A 17110-nucleotide genomic window follows, 5' to 3' on the forward strand; every position below is an offset into this window, starting at 1 on the left:
ATTCTATATGAAGCTGGCAGTCTGGTCCGGGCCGCGCAATATTTCCACCGCGATGATGTATGCCTTTGGCAACCGGGCAGATTTTGCGGCGGTGGATGAGCCGTTCTATGCGGCCTACCTGGCGCTGACGGGGTTGCAGCACCCGATGCGCGATCAGATCATGGCCGCGCAGAGCCAGGATGCTGCGGACGTGATTGCCGCGCTGACGGGCCCGGTGCCCGAGGGGCGCACGCATGTCTATCACAAGCACATGGCGCAGCACATGCTGCCCGAGATTCCGCGCGACTGGTTCAACGGAATGCGGCACGTGTTCCTGATCCGGCATCCGGCGCGCGTCGTGCCCAGTTTCGCGGCCAAGTATGACCAGACCACGCTGGCCGATATCGGGTTTGTGCAGCAGGCCGAGCTATACGATCAGCTGGTGGCCGAGGGGCACGCGCCGGTGGTGGTCGACAGCGTCGATATCCGCGCCGACCCAGAAGGAATGCTGCGCGCGCTCTGCGACGAGGTCGGGCTGGAGTGGGACCCGGCGATGCTGAACTGGCCAGCAGGCGCGAAACCATACGACGGCGTATGGGCAGATGTCTGGTACGGGGCCGTGCATGGGTCGACCGGGTTCGCGGGACCGGAGGGCGATCTGCCGGTGCTGAGCGGGGAGCTGGCTGAGATGGCCGAGGCGGCCTTGCCGTCTTACGAAAAACTGGCGGCCGTACGGCTGCGCACCTAACCCAGCATCTTGCCCAGTTTCATCGCGACGGACATGTCGCCCGAGACCTTGATCTTGCCCATGGCGAAGGCGGTCACCGGGTTCAGCTTGCCCGCGATCAGCTTTTCCAGGTTCTTGTGCGAAATGTGGATCGTGCAATCGGCCGGGTCATCGGCCAGACGGGCAGTGCCGTCGCTGATGGTGATCGCGCCATCTTCGCCGCAGTCGAATTTCAGGCTGTCATCGATCGGTTTGCGATCCAGCCCACGCTGAAACTTGTCCGCGATCTCTTGTAGGGTCATGCGCTGTCTCCTCCCATGAAAAACGCCGCTCCAACGCGTATTGGAGCGGCGCAATATATGCAGCAAGTGTGACGTTACATCACTTCATGCGGCGGTTCCGGGCGGCCAGCAGCTTGAGACGCAGGGCGTTCAGCTGGATGAAACCGGCAGCGTCCTTTTGATCGTAGGCACCGGCGTCTTCCTCGAAGGTCACGTGCGCTTCGGAATAGAGCGAGTGATCGGACCAGCGACCAACGGTGGTGGCTGCGCCCTTGTAGAGTTTCAGGCGAACAGTGCCGGTCACGTGTTCCTGGCTCTTGTCGATCAGGGCTTGCAGCATTTCACGCTCAGGGCTGAACCAGAAACCGTTGTAGATCAGTTCCGCATAGCGGGGCATGATCGAGTCTTTCAGGTGGCCAGCACCGGAATCCAGCGTGATCTGTTCGATCCCGCGGTGCGCCTCAAGCAGGACGGTGCCGCCCGGCGTTTCGTAGATGCCACGGGACTTCATGCCGACAAAGCGGTTTTCAACGAAGTCGAGACGGCCGATGCCGTGCTTGCCGCCAAGCTCGTTCAGCTTGGTCAGGATCGTTGCGGGCGACAGCGCCTCGCCGTTGATCGCGACGGCGTCGCCTTTTTCAAACGTGATCTCGACGAACTCGGGGTCGTTCGGCGCGGCCTCGGGCGAGACGGTGCGCTGGTAGACGTAATCGGGCGCGGCGACGGCGGGATCTTCCAGCACCTTACCCTCGGAGGATGTGTGCAGAAGGTTCGCGTCAACCGAGAAGGGTGCCTCGCCACGTTTGTCCTTGGCGATCGGGATCTGGTTCGCCTCGGCAAATTCCAGCAGGCGGGTGCGGCTGGTCAGATCCCATTCGCGCCAGGGTGCGATGACCTTGATGTCGGGGTTCAGCGCATAGGCGGACAGTTCAAAGCGGACCTGATCGTTCCCTTTGCCGGTAGCACCATGCGCCACGGCATCCGCGCCGGTCATCGCGGCAATCTCGACCAGGCGTTTGGAAATCAGCGGGCGCGCGATGGAGGTGCCGAGCAGGTAGAGACCTTCGTACACAGCGTTGGCACGGAACATCGGAAAGACGAAATCGCGCACGAATTCTTCGCGAACATCTTCGATATAGATGTTTTCGGGTTTGATCCCCAGCAGTTCGGCCTTTTTACGGGCCGGGTCCAGTTCCTCGCCCTGACCGAGGTCAGCGGTGAAGGTGACCACTTCGCAACCGTATTCGGTCTGAAGCCACTTCAGGATGATCGAGGTGTCGAGGCCGCCGGAATAGGCCAGCACGACTTTCTTGGGCGCGGACATGTCTACTTCCCTCATTCGGATTTTCGAGCGGCGATAGCGGGTTTTGCGGCCGGGCACAAGGTCGGGCCCCTTGCGTACAAGGCTTAAGAGCGTAAGACATCGCCCCATGAGTGAGTTTCAGGATAAAGCCCGTGCAGCCATGCACGCGATGCGAGAGGTGTTCCCCGCAACGCCTTTGATGCGCAATGACCACCTGTCGGCGAAATATGACGCCGATATCTGGTTGAAGCGCGAGGATCTGAGCCCAGTGCGCAGCTACAAATTGCGCGGGGCGTTCAACGCGATGCGCAAGGTAGAGGGGGCAAGTGCCTTTGTCTGCGCCAGCGCGGGCAATCATGCACAGGGCATGGCGTTCATGTGCCGGCACTTTCAGGTGCCGGGCGTGATTTTCATGCCGGTGACGACACCACAGCAAAAGATCGACAAGACGCGGATTTTCGGCGGCGAATATGTTTCGATCAAGCTGGTCGGGGATTATTTCGATGACACGCTGGCCGAGGCGCAGCGCCATTGCACCGAGATCGGCGGGCATTTCCTGGCCCCCTTTGACGACGATGACGTGATCGAGGGGCAGGCCAGTGTCGGGGCCGAGATCGAGGAAGACCTGCCAGAGCTGGCCGACATGATCGTGCTGCCGGTGGGTGGCGGCGGTTTGTCGTCGGGGATGCGCAGTTATTTTGGCGACCGTGTTGCCCTGCGCTTTGTTGAGCCGTCGGGCGGCATGTCATTGCGCGCAGCCGTGGAGGCGGGTGAGCCCGTCACGTTGAAAAAGGTCGACAGTTTCGTCGATGGTGCGGCGGTGGCACGGATCGGGGCAAAGCCCTTTGCGCGCCTGAAGGGGATCCGGGCGGAGGATGTTCTGGCCGCGCCCGAAGATCGCATCTGCATCACCATGCTGGAGATGCTGAATGTCGAAGGCATCGTGCTGGAACCTGCGGGGGCCCTGTCGGTGAACGCGCTGGAGGATCTGCGCGACGAGATCCGGGGCAAGCGGGTGATCTGCGTCACCTCGGGTGGCAATTTCGATTTTGAGCGCCTGCCGGAGGTGAAGGAACGTGCGCAGCGGTTTGCCGGGGTGAAGAAATACTTCATCCTGCGGCTGCCACAGCGCCCCGGCGCGCTGCGCGATTTCCTGGATATGCTGGGACCGGACGATGATATCAGCCGGTTCGAGTACCTCAAGAAATCTGCCCGCAACTTCGGCTCTGTCCTGATCGGGATCGAGACCAAGGACGCGGCCAACCTGGATGCGCTGTATGCGCGGATGGAGGCGGACGGCTTTGCCTATCGCGATATCACGACCGATCCGGTTCTGGCCGAGTTCCTGATCTAGGCGGCCAGCCGGGCGGGGAGTTCCGCCAGGAAGATCGCCTTGCTTTCAGCGTAGGAGAGGTGGATTGCGTCAAGGTCGACGGTATCGGCCTGACCCTGCGCCGCCCGTCGCTCCCCCTCGGCGCAGAGGGCGGCGCAGGCGTTGAAGCCAAGGGTCAGGGCGCTGCCCTTCAGGCTGTGCATGTCCTCTTGCAGATGAGGCGAGACGGAGAGCTGGTTCAATGTTTCCTCGAATTCCTCAAGAAAAATTGCGACGACTTCGTCGAAACCGTCCTGGCCGACGTCGTTGCGCAATTCCAATACCTGACCCCATGATATCATGTCGTCCCGTCCCGTGCTGCGATCCCGGTGGCAGGGTAGGGAAGGTATGTTAAGCGAACCTGAAAGATTAGGCAAAAATAGACCTTTAAGCGGCTCTTAAACCCGCGCTCCTATTTTGCGGCGTGAGGGTCGGGGTCGGCTCGGGCGAATGCGGCAGGGGCAGGTCAATCAGCGTGCAATCAAATCGGGAACGGAGACAGGCAGACCGGCCGCGCCCGGCAGGGTCCGACATGGATGGCCGTCAGGCGGTGGACCCGCCCCTGCGCCGCGTCCTGGTGGTTGACGACAGTCGCTTGCAGCGCCGGGTTCTGGCGACCTTGCTGGGCGGCTGGGGGTTTGAGGTCCACGAAGCGGACGGGGGAGAAGAGGCGCTTGCCCTGTGCCATAGCGTCAATCCGGATCTTGTCATCAGTGACTGGATGATGCCGGGTATGGATGGCATCAGTTTTTGCAAGGCGTTCCGGCAGATCCCGCGCGAACACTACGGATATTTCATCCTGCTGACATCAAAGGCGGACAAGACCGATGCGGCTGCGGGGCTGGATGCGGGGGCAGATGATTTCCTGACCAAGCCGGTCAACAAGGCCGAGCTGCGGGCGCGCCTGAATGCGGGCGAACGGATCCTGGACATGCAGCGCCAACTGACCGAGAAAAACCGCATCATCCGCCAGACGGTGGACAAGTTGCAGGCGGCGCATGATTCCATCGACAGCGACCTGATCGAGGCGAAAAAGCTGCAACAATCCTTGGTCCGCGAAAGGTACCGCGATTTCGGCTTGGCGAAAGTATCGCTGTTGTTGCGTTCGGCGGGGCGCGTGGGGGGGGACCTGGTCGGATATTATCCGATCAACGCCCGGTGCTTTGGCTGCTTTGCCATTGATGTGTCCGGGCACGGCATCACATCGGCGCTGATGACGGCTCGGCTGGCGGGATATCTTTCGTCAGCGGTGCCGGAGCACAACGTGGCAATTCAGGCGCTCGGCGATGGCAGCTATGTTCCGCGCCCGCTGGCCGAGGTGGCGCGGCACCTGAACGACCTTGTTCTGAGCGAGGTCAGGACCGAACACTATTTTACCATGGTTCTGGCGCATGTGTCGCTGATCGATGGAAGCGTCCGCCTGGTCCAGGCAGGGCACCCGCATCCCGTCGTGCAGCGTGCCAACGGCACGATCGAGGAGATCGGGCAGGGAGGTGTGCCGGTCGGGCTGCTGCCGGATGTCACCTTTGAAGAGGTCGCCGTGACGCTGGAACCGGGGGACCGTCTGCTGATTCAGTCAGACGGGATTGTCGAGTGCCCGGACGCCAGCGGCGCCTTGCTTGGCGAAAAAGGATTGTTCGAATTTCTGAATGATCTCAGAGATGTCGCAGGGGCCCCCTTGCTTGAGGCGATCCTTTGGAAGCTGGGCGACTACGCCGGTGCGGATGAATTTCCCGACGATATTTCAGCGGTGCTTGTCGAATACCAGGGGCACACATGATCGCAGGTCCGCACAGCGTCACAGTAGGGCGTTCAGGAAATCCCGGTCACCGTCACTGGCGATCAGGTCCAGCGCGGCCTCGGGCGCGAGCCAGAGCGCGGTGTGGTCCGGCTCTTTCGGGGCAGAGCGCCGCAAGATGGGTCGGGCCAGAAAGACATGGCACAGCTTTTCTGCGTGCAGGTCATAGTCCGGCATGTAGACGAACCGGCGATAGGCGCCCAGACGACGCGGCGCACCGATGGCCCAGCCGGTTTCCTCCCACACTTCGCGGTGCAACGCCTGAATGGCGGATTCACCATCATCGATCCCCCCGCCGGGCAGCTGAAATTCGGGGTCGGGTTGCGCCTGAAAGGTCACCAGCAGCTTGCCATCGCGGGGCAGGATTGCATAGGCACCGGGCCGCAGCGTGTAGTTCTGGCCCGTCACGGGAGGGCTACCATAGCGGCGCATAGGGGGTTTGTCCTTGAAGGTGGGTCGCTTGCCCCTTACCTCGCACCGCGTTATGCCAAGAGCAAGCGCATAGGATACCCCCATGACCCTCAGCACGAAAATCGCCTGGGACGACACGGTTCTGCCGTTCCAGCTAGACAAAGCAGACGTTCGCGGCCGCGTGGCCCGGCTCGACGGGGTGCTCGAAGGCATCCTTAAACAACATGATTACCCGCCGGCGGTCGAGGCACTGGTCGCGGAGATGGCCCTGCTGACCGCCCTGATCGGTCAGACCATAAAGCTGCGTTGGAAACTGTCATTGCAGGTTCAGAGCCGCGGCCCGGTCCGGATGATCGCCACCGATTACTATGGCCCGCAGGAAGACGGAGAGCCGGCGCGCATTCGGGCCTATGCCAGTTTCGACCGCGACCGTCTGACGGACAGCAATCCCTTTGACCAGGTGGGCGAGGGGTACTTTGCCATCATGATCGACCAGGGTCAGGGCATGGCCCCGTACCAGGGCATCACGCCCCTGGCCGGGGGATCCCTCACCTCCTGTGCGGAGGCGTATTTTGCGCAATCCGAACAGATACCGACGCGCTTCAGCCTGTCGTTCGGACGCTCGACCGAGAGCGGCGGCGAAGAGCATTGGCGTGCGGGCGGGATGATGGTGCAGACCATGCCCAAGGTCGGCATGCACGTGTCCGAAGGATCCGGCGATGGCGGGCTGTTGCAGGCGCAGGATCTGGTCAGCGGCGATACCGAGGAAAACTGGAATCGGGTGAATTTCCATCTGGATACGGTCGAGCAGCTGGAGCTGATCGGGCCCAGCGTGGCACCGACCGACTTGTTGATCCGGCTGTTTCACGAGGAACAGCCACGCGTCTTTGATGCGCAGCCGGTACGGTTCGGCTGTTCGTGTTCCGAGGACAAGGTGCGGCAGAGCCTTTCGATCTATTCCGCCAAGGACATCGAAAAGATGACCACGGACGATGGGAAGGTGACGGCCGATTGCCAGTTCTGCGGCGCCCATTACGTGATGGACCCCGCGACCGTGGGGTTCGAGGCCGGAGACGATGAAGGCTGACGCGGCAACACTTGATCGCATTTCCCAAGCTCTGAAGACGGCGCGCGCGCCGTCTTCGGATTTCGATCTGAACGACGATGCCCACCTGATTGCGGGGATCAAGACCCGGCCCGCAGGTGTGTTGTGTGCCCTGCAAGACGTCGGCGGCACATTGCAGGTGATCCTGACGGTGCGATCCTCGGCGTTGAAGCACCACCCTGGCCAGATTGCCTTTCCCGGCGGCAAGCAGGAGGACAGCGACGCGGATGTCATTGCTGCCGCCCTGCGTGAGGCCCGGGAAGAGATTGGCCTGCCCTCCGAAATCGTCGAGGTTCTGGGCTGTCTGCCCCCACATCAGACGGTAACATCCTTTCAGGTGACGCCGGTGGTTGCGCGCGTCCACGGTGATTTCATCGTCCGGCCCGAACCGGGCGAGGTGGCCGAGGTGTTTCGCGTGCCGCTGGCGCATGTGCTGGATTCCGGGGCCTATTCGGTGCAGTCGCGGGCATGGCGCGGCACCATGCGGCACTATTTTACGGTCCCCTGGGGGCCGTATTACATTTGGGGTGCGACGGCGCGGATGCTGCGCGAGTTGGCAGAGGCGGTGGAGTGATGGCGGTGGTTGCGGGTGACTGGCTGAGTCGCGACGCAACGCAGGCGGTCTGCCGAATGCTGACGGATGCGGGGTATCTGGCCTATTTCGTTGGCGGTTGCGTGCGCGATGCGCTGCTGGGCCTGCCGGTCGGTGATGTCGACATCTGTACCGATGCGCGCCCGGCCACAATTCAGGACCTGGCCGGGAAGGCGGGGCTGAAGGCGATCCCCACGGGCATCGACCACGGCACGATCACCGTCGTATCCGATGGCATTCCGCATGAGGTGACGACGTTCCGCCGCGACGTCGAAACCGATGGTCGGCGGGCGGTCGTGGCTTTTTCAAGCTCGATAGAGGAGGACGCGCGGCGGCGCGATTTCACGATGAATGCCCTTTATGCCGATCCGCAGGGGCAGGTTCTTGATCCGCTGGGCGGCATGGCGGATCTGAAGGCGCGCCGCCTGCGCTTTATCGAGGATGCGGATCTGCGCATTCGTGAGGATTATCTGCGTATTCTGCGATTTTTCCGGTTTCATGCCCGCTTCGGGGACCCTGAGGCGGGACTGGACCCGGAGGCGCTGAATGCGATCGCGTCGAATGCAGAAGGTCTTGAAACACTTTCGGCCGAACGGGTCGGTTCGGAAATGACGCGGCTGCTGGGCGGGGCCGATCCCGCCCCCGCGATGGCCGCGATGCAGCAGACCGGAGCCTTGGTGCATGTGCTGCCCGGGGCGAACCCGGCGCCTTTGGCACCGTTGATCCACGTGGAGCGGTTGGTCGGGCTGGCGCCTGATTGGGGCGCGCGGCTGGCAGCATTGGGCGGTGAGGATACCGCCGAGCGGCTGAGGCTGTCGCGCAAGGACACGGCCCGGCTGATGCTTTTTCGCGAAGAGGTCGGCTCGGCGCGCGGGCCGGGTGCGCTGGGGTATCTGTATGGCGCGACCGAGGCGGCGCATATCCTGACGCTGCGGGTTGTTCTGTTGGAACAGCCCTTTGACGCGCAGCTCTTTCAGGAGGCGCGCGAGGGCGCAACGGCGACCTTTCCATTGTCCGCGCGGGATCTGATGCCGGCATATGAGGGCGCGGCCCTGGGCCAGCGTCTGGCCGTTCTCAAGGACCGTTGGATCGGATCAGGCTTTACGCTGGATCGTGCGGCGCTGCTGCGCGAGGAATGACCAGATGTCGCGTCGGCTAGGCCGGTGCGCGGATCGGTCTAGATAGACTGGCAGACCGCAGGCGGTTCGCCCGCAAGGAAACAACACATGATGCACCCCGAGAACATGATCGACCCGTTCCGTCAGACGGACACGGCCCCGCCCCAGACGTTAATGCGTTTCATGGGCTGGGCGCTGAGCGGGGCCTTTCCGGCGTTGATCATGGCATCGCTGTTTTCGGCGCTTGCAGGCGGGATGGAGGCGGCGACAGCCTGGATCCTGGGCCGGGTCGTGGATGGCGCGCAGGCCGCCGGGCCCGAGGGGTTCTTTACCTGGGCCAACCTGCCGCTGGTCATCGGAGGGGTCGTATTCTTTCTGGTCGCGCGACCGGTCTTTTTCGGCCTGTCGTCTGCCTCGAATGCGATCATCGTGCAGCCGAACGTCTTTGCGCTGGTGCTTCAGCGGTTGAATCGCTGGACCCTGGGCCAGTCTGTCACGTTTTTTGACAACGATTTCGCCGGGCGCATCGCGCAAAAGCAGATGCAGACGGCGCGTGCCACGACCGAGGTCATGGTCGAGATGATCAACGTGGTCGCCTTTGCTTTGGCATCGGCAGGCGGCGCAGTGGCGCTGATCCTTTCGATCAACGGCTGGCTGGGCGCCTATTTCATGGTCTGGCTGGTGGCCTATTGCCTGCTGATCCGGTGGTTCATCCCACGCATACGCAAGCGTGCGGGCAAACGCGCCGCTGCCCGTGCCATGGTATCGGGGCAGATCGTCGACACGGTAACAAACATCAAGACGGTAAAGTTGTTTGCCCATGCCGATCACGAGGACAAGGCGGCACTTGGCGCGCTGGCCAGCTATCGCGCGGCGGCGTTGCAGTTCGGCTATGTCTCCGCGGCGTTTCGGGTTTGCCTGATGGTGATCGGTGGCGTTCTGCCAATCCTGCTGGTGGGGGGTGCGCTGATCTTTTGGACCGGCGGATCGGCCACGGTCGGTGATATCGTGGCAGCGGGAGCCGTGTCGGTGCGCATGGCGCAGATGACCGGCTGGGTGTCCTTTGCCCTGATGGGCATCTACGCAAATGTCGGCGAGGTCGAGGACGGGATGCGCACCCTTGCCGCGCCGCATCGTCTGCATGATGCACCAGACGCGAAGGAATTGCAGGTGCCGCGCGGCGAGATCCATTTCAGCGATGTCAGTTTTGCCTACGGACAAAAGAAGGGCGGCGTCCATGGCATCGACCTGACCATCCGACCGGGAGAAAAGCTCGGCATCGTCGGGGCCTCGGGGGCGGGAAAATCGACGCTCGTTTCCCTGCTGCTGCGCTTGTACGATTCCGAGAGTGGAACGCTGCGCATTGATGGGCAGGACGTCACTGGCGTGACGCAGGACAGCCTGCGGCGCGAAATCGCGCTGGTGACGCAGGACACCGCGATGTTCAACAGATCGGCGCGGGAAAACATCCTGTATGGTCGCCCGGATGCGAGCGAAGAGGACCTGTTTGCCGCAGCACGCAAGGCCGAGGCGGATGCGTTCATTCGGGATCTGGTCGATCTATATGGCACGACCGGGTATGACGCGCGACTGGGCGAGCGTGGTGTCAAGCTTTCAGGTGGGCAGAGACAGCGCGTGGCGCTGGCACGGGCCATTCTGAAGGATGCTCCGATCCTGGTGCTGGACGAGGCGACAAGCGCGCTGGACAGCGAGGTCGAGGCACAGATCCAGACGGCGCTGGAACGTGTGATGGAGGGCAAGACGGTGCTGGCCATCGCGCACCGTCTGTCGACGATTGCGCACATGGACCGGATCGCGGTGATGGAAGCGGGCCGGATCGTCGAACTGGGCAGTCACGCAGAGCTGCTGGCGCTGGACGGGGTCTATGCCCGCTACTGGGCGCGGCAATCGGGCGGTTTCCTGAATGCCGAGGACGGAGAGCGCGACGATCAGGCCGCCGAATAGGGCTTTGCCGGCGGCGGGTGCTGCGGTAGAGGGGCGGCCATGAACACATATGACATTCAGAGACTGGGCCATCACGGCGATGGTGTGGCAGAGGGGCCGATCTTTGCGCCCATGACCCTGCCGGGCGAACGCGTCAGCGGCGTGCTGAACGGGCAGCGGCTGGAGAACGTGAAGATCATCGAGCCGTCGGTGGATCGTGTCGCGGCGCCGTGTCGACATTTCAAATCCTGCGGTGGCTGCGCGGTGCAGCACGCGGGCGACGACTATGTGGCGGCATGGAAACGCGGGATCGTCGAGACGGCCTTGCAGGCGCAGGGGATCGAGGCCCAGTTTGCCGGGGTCGTCACATCGCCTGCGCAATCGCGACGCCGGGCCACCCTGTCGGCGCGGCGCACGAAGGGCGGCGCGATCGCGGGGTTTCATGGTCGGGCCTCGGGTGCGATTGTCGACGTGGTGGATTGCAAGCTGTTGCACCCCGATCTGATGCGCGCCTTGCCGGTGGCCGAGGCGCTGGCGATTGCCGGTTCCGGGCGCAAGGGCGAGATCGCCGTATTGGCAACGCTGTCCGAAGGAGGGCTGGACGTGGCCGTCAGCGGCGGCAAACCGCTGGACGAGGCGCTGCGGTTGAAGCTGAGCGAGGCGGCGCAGCATCTGGACCTGGCGCGGCTGGCCTGGGATGGTGAGGTGGTTGTCACCCGACAGCTGCCGGTGCAGCGCTTTGGACGTGCGCAGGTCGTGCCGCCACCGGGGGCGTTCCTGCAGGCGACGGCACACGGGGAAGCAACGCTGCGCGATGCCGTGATGGGCATCACCCGTGGCGCGAAAACCGTCGCTGATCTGTTCGCGGGCTGCGGGACATTTGCCTTGCCCCTGTCGGAGCAGGCCGAAGTGCTGGCCGTCGAGGGCGATCGCGACATGACCGATGCCCTTGAGCAGGGATGGCGCCGCGCAGGGGGGCTGCATCGGCTGCGCCCCATGGTGCGTGATCTGTTTCGCAATCCGCTGACGCCGGAGGATCTGAAGGGAATAGAGGCCGTCGTCATCGACCCGCCACGCGCGGGCGCCGAGGCACAGACCCGTCAGCTGGCCGAGGCACACATACCGGTCATCGCGGCCGTGTCGTGCAACCCGATGACCTTTGCCCGTGACGCGCGGTTGCTGATTGAGGCGGGGTATCGCATGGGGCCGGTGCAGGTTGTCGATCAGTTCCGCTGGTCTGCCCATGTCGAGCTGGTAACCGAATTTTCACTCAACTAATCGTGAGGGCAGGATTGCCTCTTCTGTGAAAAGCCCGGTTTTGATAAGGTGCGCACCAGAGCATCAATCAAAAAAAGATCGAAAACGATGATACGGGCAGTATTGATCCTGGTCCTGGCGTTTGCCGCGGCCGGGTGTTCTTCTAAGTTTCAAAGGTACGACGGGCCCGAAGTGACCCGCATTCATGTCTTCAAGGAAGATCGTCGCATGTACCTCATGCACGGTCCTCAGGTGTTGAAGGCCTATGATATCGGGTTGGGATTCGCCCCGGTCGGGACCAAGCAGTTCAGCGGTGATGGAAAGACGCCGGAGGGCGATTACTTTATCGACCGGCGCAATCCGAATTCCGCCTATCACCTGTCGGTGGGTATTTCCTATCCAACGCCGGAACAGGTGGCGTTTGCACAGACGATCGGAAAAAGTCCGGGCGGGGACATCTTTATCCATGGCGGGCCGGGCAAACTCCGCAACGTCCCCCAGGATTGGACGGCGGGCTGCATCGCGGTCACGGACAAGGAAGTCGAGGAGATCTATGCGATGGTGCAGGACGGCACGCCGATCTCGATCCACCCCTGAGAATTTCGATGTGAAAAAAGGGCGGTCCTTCGGGGCCGCCCTTTTTCATGCCTATCGAGTCGGCCGTTTCCTGGCTGAACGCCCTCAGTTCGAGGTCAGCAACATCGGTTGATCGGTCATCTGGCGGCTGCCGAGGATCATCGTCCACCAGATCTTGCCATTGCGTTCCTGGTACCAGGCAAAGCCTAGATCCGTCGCGCGTTTGTCCAGGATCACACGGCGCGTTCCGTCGTCATCCATCCATGCGGAGAGAGTCTCGATCTCGGTCTCGAAGGTTTCCGAGATGTTTTCACCGATCAGGTGACCCGGATATCCAACGCGCTGCACCCGATCGAGCGGCGAAGATCCGTCCGACCCAAAGTGCCAGGGCCGGTTCTGGTTCGACATGTCGCGCGAATGGGTGGCAGCCGCAGCCGTCAGCGCCGAGTCGAGGGTCAGCGGCTGGGCACCCGCAGCGGCGCGCAGCGTGTTTACGGAATCAAGGATCTCGTACGGGATGCGGTTTTCTGCGTTGCTGGGGATCCGGTAAAGTCTGGGCAGGGGTTTTCCGTCCGCGGCAAGGCGCGGTGGCTCTGACCCGGGCATGGTGGCGCAGCCAGACAGCGCGAGAAGAGCCGAAACGAGAAGAATTGTAATGCGCATATTCGTCCTGCCGATTAGGAGAGCTATCTTACCGCTTATCGCGGTGCTTGATCTGTAGCAAACGCTCAAGGATGTGAAGTGGTTCACTGACACTTGTTTGATTTGCGACTGCGGCATCTGCGCCATACAATCGTTACAAAATTCCGATGCGACGGACACGGAGACATACATGAGCATCCCCCCCGACACAAAACAGTCGCGCCGCGCGTTCCTGGCAACAGGCGCAGTGTTTCTGGCAACGCCGGCACTGGCGCAGACGCAGTCCGCGACCTATGCGACACCCTTCGAAAACTCTACCGAAGTGGAGCGCGACCCGACCGAGTCAACCCGCAGGAACGTTTCTTCTTTCCGGGCGCTGGATTGGCGGCCCTATTTCGACAACACCGTAAACGGCGCCATCCTGGTGGATATCGATTCGCGGGCCCTGCACTTCTGGTCCGAAGATCGCAGTATCTATAAACTTTACCCTACGTCTGTGCCGGTAACGGACGACCTGACGCGGCGTGGCAGCACCAGCGTTGTACGCAAGGTCGAGAACCCATCCTGGGCGCCGACGCCGGCGATGAAGGTGCGCAACCCGGAATGGCCGGATTTTGTTGGCCCCGGTCCCGATAACCCATTGGGAACACGCGCACTTTACCTGAGCTGGACCTATTATCGCATCCACGGCACACACGATACGCGTAAAATTGGCCGACGTTCGTCCAATGGTTGCATCGGCCTGTACAACGAGCACATCGAAGAGCTGTACGAACTGGCGAAAGTGGGCACGCAGGTGTTGCTAATTTGACGACATTTCCCTGTGGCCGTGAGAGCTTACGCATCTTCCAATTGCATTGGTATGGGTGTCCCGCTTATGACGGAATCACGAGGTAAGTCTTGGGTGCTTGCCGTGGTAACTCCTGTTCACTACGCAGGCCTTTATCTGGAGGATAATATGAAGAAACTCGTTCTCGCCGCTGCTCTGGCCGCCGCCGCTTCGTCCGCGACCGCTGGTGCATACTCTGAGCCGGTCATCGAAGCACCGGTTATCGTCGAAGAAACCACCAGCTCGTCGACCGGCATCGTTCTGCCGCTCATCCTGCTGGCTGTGGTTGCAGCTGCTGTTGCCGCCAACTAATCGGCGAACAACACCTGAAGATGAAAAGGCGGTGGAGCAATCCACCGCCTTTTTTCGTGTCCGTTATCCTCCGAGGCTCAGCCAAGCCTGTCGTGTCAAAGCCAGCCAGCGAGGTTTGCCTCGATTCGCCCCATCAGGGCGGCGATGTGCGCGTCATCGTCATTGAGGCAGGGAATATAGGTGAAATTTTCGCCACCTGCGTGCTCAAAGCTTTCACGGATTTCTTCGTTGATTTCTTCCAGCGTTTCTATGCAGTCCGCCGAAAAGGCGGGGGCGATGACGGCAATCTTCTTTTTCCCAGCCTCGGCAAGTGCGGCAACATGCTTGACCGTATAGGGTTGCAACCATTCCTCGGGCCCGAATTTGGACTGGAAGGTGGTGGTAATCCTGTCGTCCGCCCAGCCAAGGCGTTCTTTCAGCAAGCGCGTCGTCTTAACGCATTGGCAATGGTAGGGATCGCCCTGCGTCAGGTACCGGAAGGGCAACCCGTGGTATGAGCAGACCAGAATATCCGGTTCCGTATCCAGCTGGGCATAGGCCTTTTCCACCGATTGGGCGAGCGCATCGATATAGGCGGTGTCGCTGAAATAGGGCGGAAGGGTCCGGCTGGCCGGCTGCCAGGTTTCGTCCATCAGGGCACGAAAGAACTGATCGTTTGCGGTGGCGATCGTGGCCCCTGCGTATTGCGGATACAGCGGGCAGAACAGGATCTTGGTGCAGCCGGCGGCAACCATGGCGCGGACCTTTGATTTGGTCGATGGGTTTCCGTAGCGCATGCAGTAGTCGACCATCACATCGGCGCCATAGCGATCATGCAGCGCGTCAGACAGCTTGGCGGTCTGCTGTTTGGTAATCGTGAGCAGCGGGCTCTCATCCGCCTCGGTGTTCCAGATCGATCGATATGCCTTGCCCGATTTCGAGGGTCGGATCGTCAGGATGATACCCTGAAGGATCGGCTGCCATTTCCATCTGGGGTAATCAATCACCCGCCGATCCGACAGGAATTCAGAGAGATAGCGGCGCATCGACCAGTAGTCCGTCCCATCGGGCGTGCCGAGGTTGGCAAGTAGTATGCCCACCTTTTCGCGGGGGATGGCAGGGTGATCGGCGGCGGCATGGGCAGGTCTGGTCGCGTCGGTCATGGTCGTCTCCTGCAGGGGATTACGGGTGGATCATAAGGAATATCGTTCAAAACTGCGCCATGTCGCCGTGGCGATATGTCCACCCCGGATGGGTGTCATGATTTCAACGGGTTCTCATCGGTGCCGAGCGCCGCTGCAAGGGACGACATTGCGGAACCCGGACGCAGCGGCTTCTGCTGGGAGTCGTCCGGAGCCCAGCCTGTCAGCGTGATCAGCTCGAAGGTCGCGGGAATGCGGCCCTGCGCGTCGGCATGCCTTTGCACGTACAATTCCATCGCGCGCATGATGATGGCGCGACGGGTGGGTTTGCGCAGCCGATCATTCAGGGCATTCGCCTCGCCCATGTGACGCAGATCGCGCAGCAATTTCAGGGGCGAGCTGAAGGTGACCTTCATGGCGTCACTGTCTGCCACGGGCAGCGCCAGACCGGCGCGTTGCAGCAGGCCGCCCAGATCGCGGACCTCGCCCATCGGGGCGATACGGGGCGACAGGCCGCCGGTGATTTCCACCTCGGCCTCGGCCAGGCAAATCCGCAATTCCGTCAATGTGTTGCCGCCAAAAAGCACTCCCAGGAACAAGCCGTCCGGCCGCAGCGCACGGCGGCACTGGATCAACTGGCCCACAAGGTCGTTGCTCCAGTGCATATCGAAGACGTGCATCACCAGATCGGCAGAGCCGGGAGCAAGGTCGAGGACATCCGATGCTGGCACGATGCGCGGTGGCACCGCAAACCGCTGGGCCAGGTTCTGCCAATGGGCGGGAAAAGGCGTTACCAGGACCGGATCCTTAAAGGTCCTGTTAACGAAACTTATCCGATCCTGCAGGTCCTCGGCCACCAGCGCGTGCAGGAAGAGCCCATCCGCCGTCGCGCGGGCGCGGCGGTGTTGCAGGGCGACGGGGTCAGTCAGGATCGGATGTGTCATGGGCCGGATAGATAGGTCGTTGGGAACGGCAGTTCAAATGGCAATGCGGCTGATCTACCCGCCGCGGTGCCTGGGATGCGGGGGGCTGGTGGAAACCGACTTTGGTCTGTGCGCCGCCTGCTGGAGCGACACCCCGTTTATCGGCGGCGTCGTGTGCGACGGGTGTGGCCTGCCGTTGCCGGGCGGTCAGCGCGATGAGACCGCCCATTGTGATGAGTGCCTGACGTATCCGCCCATCTGGACGCAGGGACGGGCCGCTACGATGTACGCAGGGCAGGCGCGCAAGCTGGTCATGGCGCTGAAGCACGGGGATCGGCACGATATCGTCGCGCCCGCGGCGGATTGGCTGGCCGAGGCAGCCGAACCCTTGATCTGCCAGGGAATGATCGTCACTGCCATTCCCCTGCATTGGCGACGGCGCGTCATGCGGGGGTATAACCAGTCTGCCTTGCTGTCGCGCGCCGTCGCGAAGCGGCTGCGTGAGCGGACCGCCGATCTGGACCTGATTGATCAGCCGGATCTGCTTTTGCGCACACGCGCGACCGCCTCGCTTGGGTCCATGGGGCGGGAGGAGCGACATTCCGTGCTGAGCGGGGCGATTTCCATCAATCCCAGATGCCGCGACACGCTGGAGCAGCGGCCTGTCCTGATCGTTGATGATGTAATGACCTCTGGCGCGACGTTTTCGGCAGCGGCGGCGGCCTGCATTGCTGCCGGATCGGGGCCGGTTTCAGTGCTGGCTCTGGCGCGAGTGGGCAAAGCATCATAGGTTAAGCGCAAACGCAACTCGCGCCAAATC

19 protein-coding genes are annotated in these 17110 nt (G+C 62.2%); 12 read left to right on the forward strand and 7 right to left on the reverse strand.

Going from position 1 to position 17110, the window contains the following annotated elements; all coding sequences use genetic code 11:
• The first annotated feature begins 7 nt into the window (after positions 1-7).
• The gene (locus DL237_RS03335) at positions 8-727 is read left to right on the forward strand and encodes a sulfotransferase-like domain-containing protein (protein ID WP_119397599.1); all 720 of its coding nucleotides are present in this window, start codon (positions 8-10) and stop codon (positions 725-727) included.
• Here DL237_RS03335 and DL237_RS03340 read toward each other — a convergent pair.
• Both DL237_RS03340 and DL237_RS03345 read right to left on the reverse strand, forming a co-directional pair.
• Complete coding sequence (locus DL237_RS03340) at positions 724-1008, reverse strand: SCP2 sterol-binding domain-containing protein (RefSeq protein ID WP_119397600.1); 285 nt, start codon at positions 1006-1008, stop codon at positions 724-726. The two genes, DL237_RS03335 and DL237_RS03340, sit on opposite strands and share 4 nt — an antisense overlap.
• Positions 1009-1087: 79 nt before the next feature.
• A complete protein-coding gene (locus DL237_RS03345) occupies positions 1088-2311 on the reverse strand; it encodes an argininosuccinate synthase (RefSeq protein WP_119397601.1) in 1224 nt (407 codons plus the stop codon).
• Positions 2312-2417: 106 nt separating this feature from the next.
• Between DL237_RS03345 and ilvA the strand changes: the two genes are divergently transcribed.
• Complete coding sequence (ilvA, locus tag DL237_RS03350; RefSeq protein WP_119397602.1) at positions 2418-3644, forward strand: threonine ammonia-lyase IlvA; 1227 nt, start codon at positions 2418-2420, stop codon at positions 3642-3644.
• Here ilvA and DL237_RS03355 read toward each other — a convergent pair.
• Positions 3641-3964, reverse strand: a complete 324-nt coding sequence (locus DL237_RS03355) for an Hpt domain-containing protein (protein ID WP_119397603.1) — start codon at positions 3962-3964, stop codon at positions 3641-3643. The two genes, ilvA and DL237_RS03355, sit on opposite strands and share 4 nt — an antisense overlap.
• A gap of 230 nt (positions 3965-4194) precedes the next feature.
• Between DL237_RS03355 and DL237_RS03360 the strand changes: the two genes are divergently transcribed.
• Positions 4195-5442 (forward strand): PP2C family protein-serine/threonine phosphatase, encoded by a 1248-nt coding sequence (locus DL237_RS03360; RefSeq protein ID WP_119397604.1) that lies wholly within the window; start codon positions 4195-4197, stop codon positions 5440-5442.
• Between the two features lie 18 nt (positions 5443-5460).
• On the opposite strand, the gene DL237_RS03365 is transcribed toward DL237_RS03360, so the two are convergent.
• Positions 5461-5892, reverse strand: a complete 432-nt coding sequence (locus DL237_RS03365; RefSeq protein WP_119397605.1) for an NUDIX hydrolase — start codon at positions 5890-5892, stop codon at positions 5461-5463.
• 82 nt (positions 5893-5974) lie between these two features.
• Here DL237_RS03365 and hslO point away from each other — a divergent pair, with 82 nt between their 5' ends.
• The 6 genes from hslO to DL237_RS03395 all read left to right on the forward strand — a co-directional run bounded on the left by hslO (position 5975) and on the right by DL237_RS03395 (position 12484).
• Positions 5975-6958, forward strand: a complete 984-nt coding sequence (gene hslO, locus DL237_RS03370; RefSeq protein WP_119397606.1) for an Hsp33 family molecular chaperone HslO — start codon at positions 5975-5977, stop codon at positions 6956-6958.
• Positions 6948-7550 carry a CoA pyrophosphatase gene (locus DL237_RS03375; RefSeq protein WP_119397607.1) on the forward strand — a complete coding sequence of 201 codons (603 nt, stop codon included), beginning with the start codon at positions 6948-6950 and terminating at the stop codon, positions 7548-7550. The genes hslO and DL237_RS03375 overlap by 11 nt, the downstream gene beginning before the upstream one ends.
• Positions 7550-8707 (forward strand): CCA tRNA nucleotidyltransferase, encoded by a 1158-nt coding sequence (locus DL237_RS03380; protein ID WP_119397608.1) that lies wholly within the window; start codon positions 7550-7552, stop codon positions 8705-8707. Before DL237_RS03375 ends, DL237_RS03380 begins: the two co-directional genes overlap by 1 nt.
• 87 nt (positions 8708-8794) lie before the next feature.
• On the forward strand, positions 8795-10651 hold the full coding sequence (locus DL237_RS03385) for an ABC transporter ATP-binding protein (protein WP_407691897.1): 1857 nt from the start codon (positions 8795-8797) through the stop codon (positions 10649-10651).
• Between the two features lie 39 nt (positions 10652-10690).
• A complete protein-coding gene (locus DL237_RS03390) occupies positions 10691-11908 on the forward strand; it encodes a class I SAM-dependent RNA methyltransferase (RefSeq protein ID WP_119397609.1) in 1218 nt (405 codons plus the stop codon).
• An 87-nt stretch (positions 11909-11995) separates the two neighbouring features.
• Positions 11996-12484 carry a L,D-transpeptidase family protein gene (locus DL237_RS03395; protein WP_119397610.1) on the forward strand — a complete coding sequence of 163 codons (489 nt, stop codon included), beginning with the start codon at positions 11996-11998 and terminating at the stop codon, positions 12482-12484.
• A gap of 84 nt (positions 12485-12568) precedes the next feature.
• On the opposite strand, the gene dalA is transcribed toward DL237_RS03395, so the two are convergent.
• On the reverse strand, positions 12569-13126 hold the full coding sequence (gene dalA, locus DL237_RS03400) for a divisome-associated lipoprotein DalA (RefSeq protein ID WP_119397611.1): 558 nt from the start codon (positions 13124-13126) through the stop codon (positions 12569-12571).
• Positions 13127-13295: 169 nt separating this feature from the next.
• Between dalA and DL237_RS03405 the strand changes: the two genes are divergently transcribed.
• Positions 13296-13916 (forward strand): L,D-transpeptidase, encoded by a 621-nt coding sequence (locus tag DL237_RS03405; RefSeq protein ID WP_119397612.1) that lies wholly within the window; start codon positions 13296-13298, stop codon positions 13914-13916.
• 147 nt (positions 13917-14063) lie between these two features.
• Positions 14064-14246 carry a hypothetical protein gene (locus DL237_RS03410; RefSeq protein ID WP_119397613.1) on the forward strand — a complete coding sequence of 61 codons (183 nt, stop codon included), beginning with the start codon at positions 14064-14066 and terminating at the stop codon, positions 14244-14246.
• A 95-nt stretch (positions 14247-14341) separates the two neighbouring features.
• On the opposite strand, the gene hemH is transcribed toward DL237_RS03410, so the two are convergent.
• Together hemH and DL237_RS03420 are read right to left on the reverse strand one after the other, a co-directional pair.
• Complete coding sequence (gene hemH, locus DL237_RS03415) at positions 14342-15388, reverse strand: ferrochelatase (RefSeq protein ID WP_119397614.1); 1047 nt, start codon at positions 15386-15388, stop codon at positions 14342-14344.
• Positions 15389-15483: 95 nt separating this feature from the next.
• On the reverse strand, positions 15484-16311 hold the full coding sequence (locus tag DL237_RS03420) for a methyltransferase domain-containing protein (protein ID WP_119397615.1): 828 nt from the start codon (positions 16309-16311) through the stop codon (positions 15484-15486).
• A 37-nt stretch (positions 16312-16348) separates the two neighbouring features.
• On the opposite strand from DL237_RS03420, the gene DL237_RS03425 reads away from it, so the two are divergent.
• Positions 16349-17080: a ComF family protein gene (locus DL237_RS03425; RefSeq protein ID WP_233544848.1), complete on the forward strand. Its 732-nt coding sequence runs from the start codon at positions 16349-16351 to the stop codon at positions 17078-17080.
• The last annotated feature ends 30 nt before the right edge of the window (positions 17081-17110 follow it).

Origin of the sequence: Pseudooceanicola sediminis, from assembly GCF_003575965.1 — a bacterium.
Lineage (GTDB): Bacteria > Pseudomonadota > Alphaproteobacteria > Rhodobacterales > Rhodobacteraceae > Pseudooceanicola > Pseudooceanicola sediminis.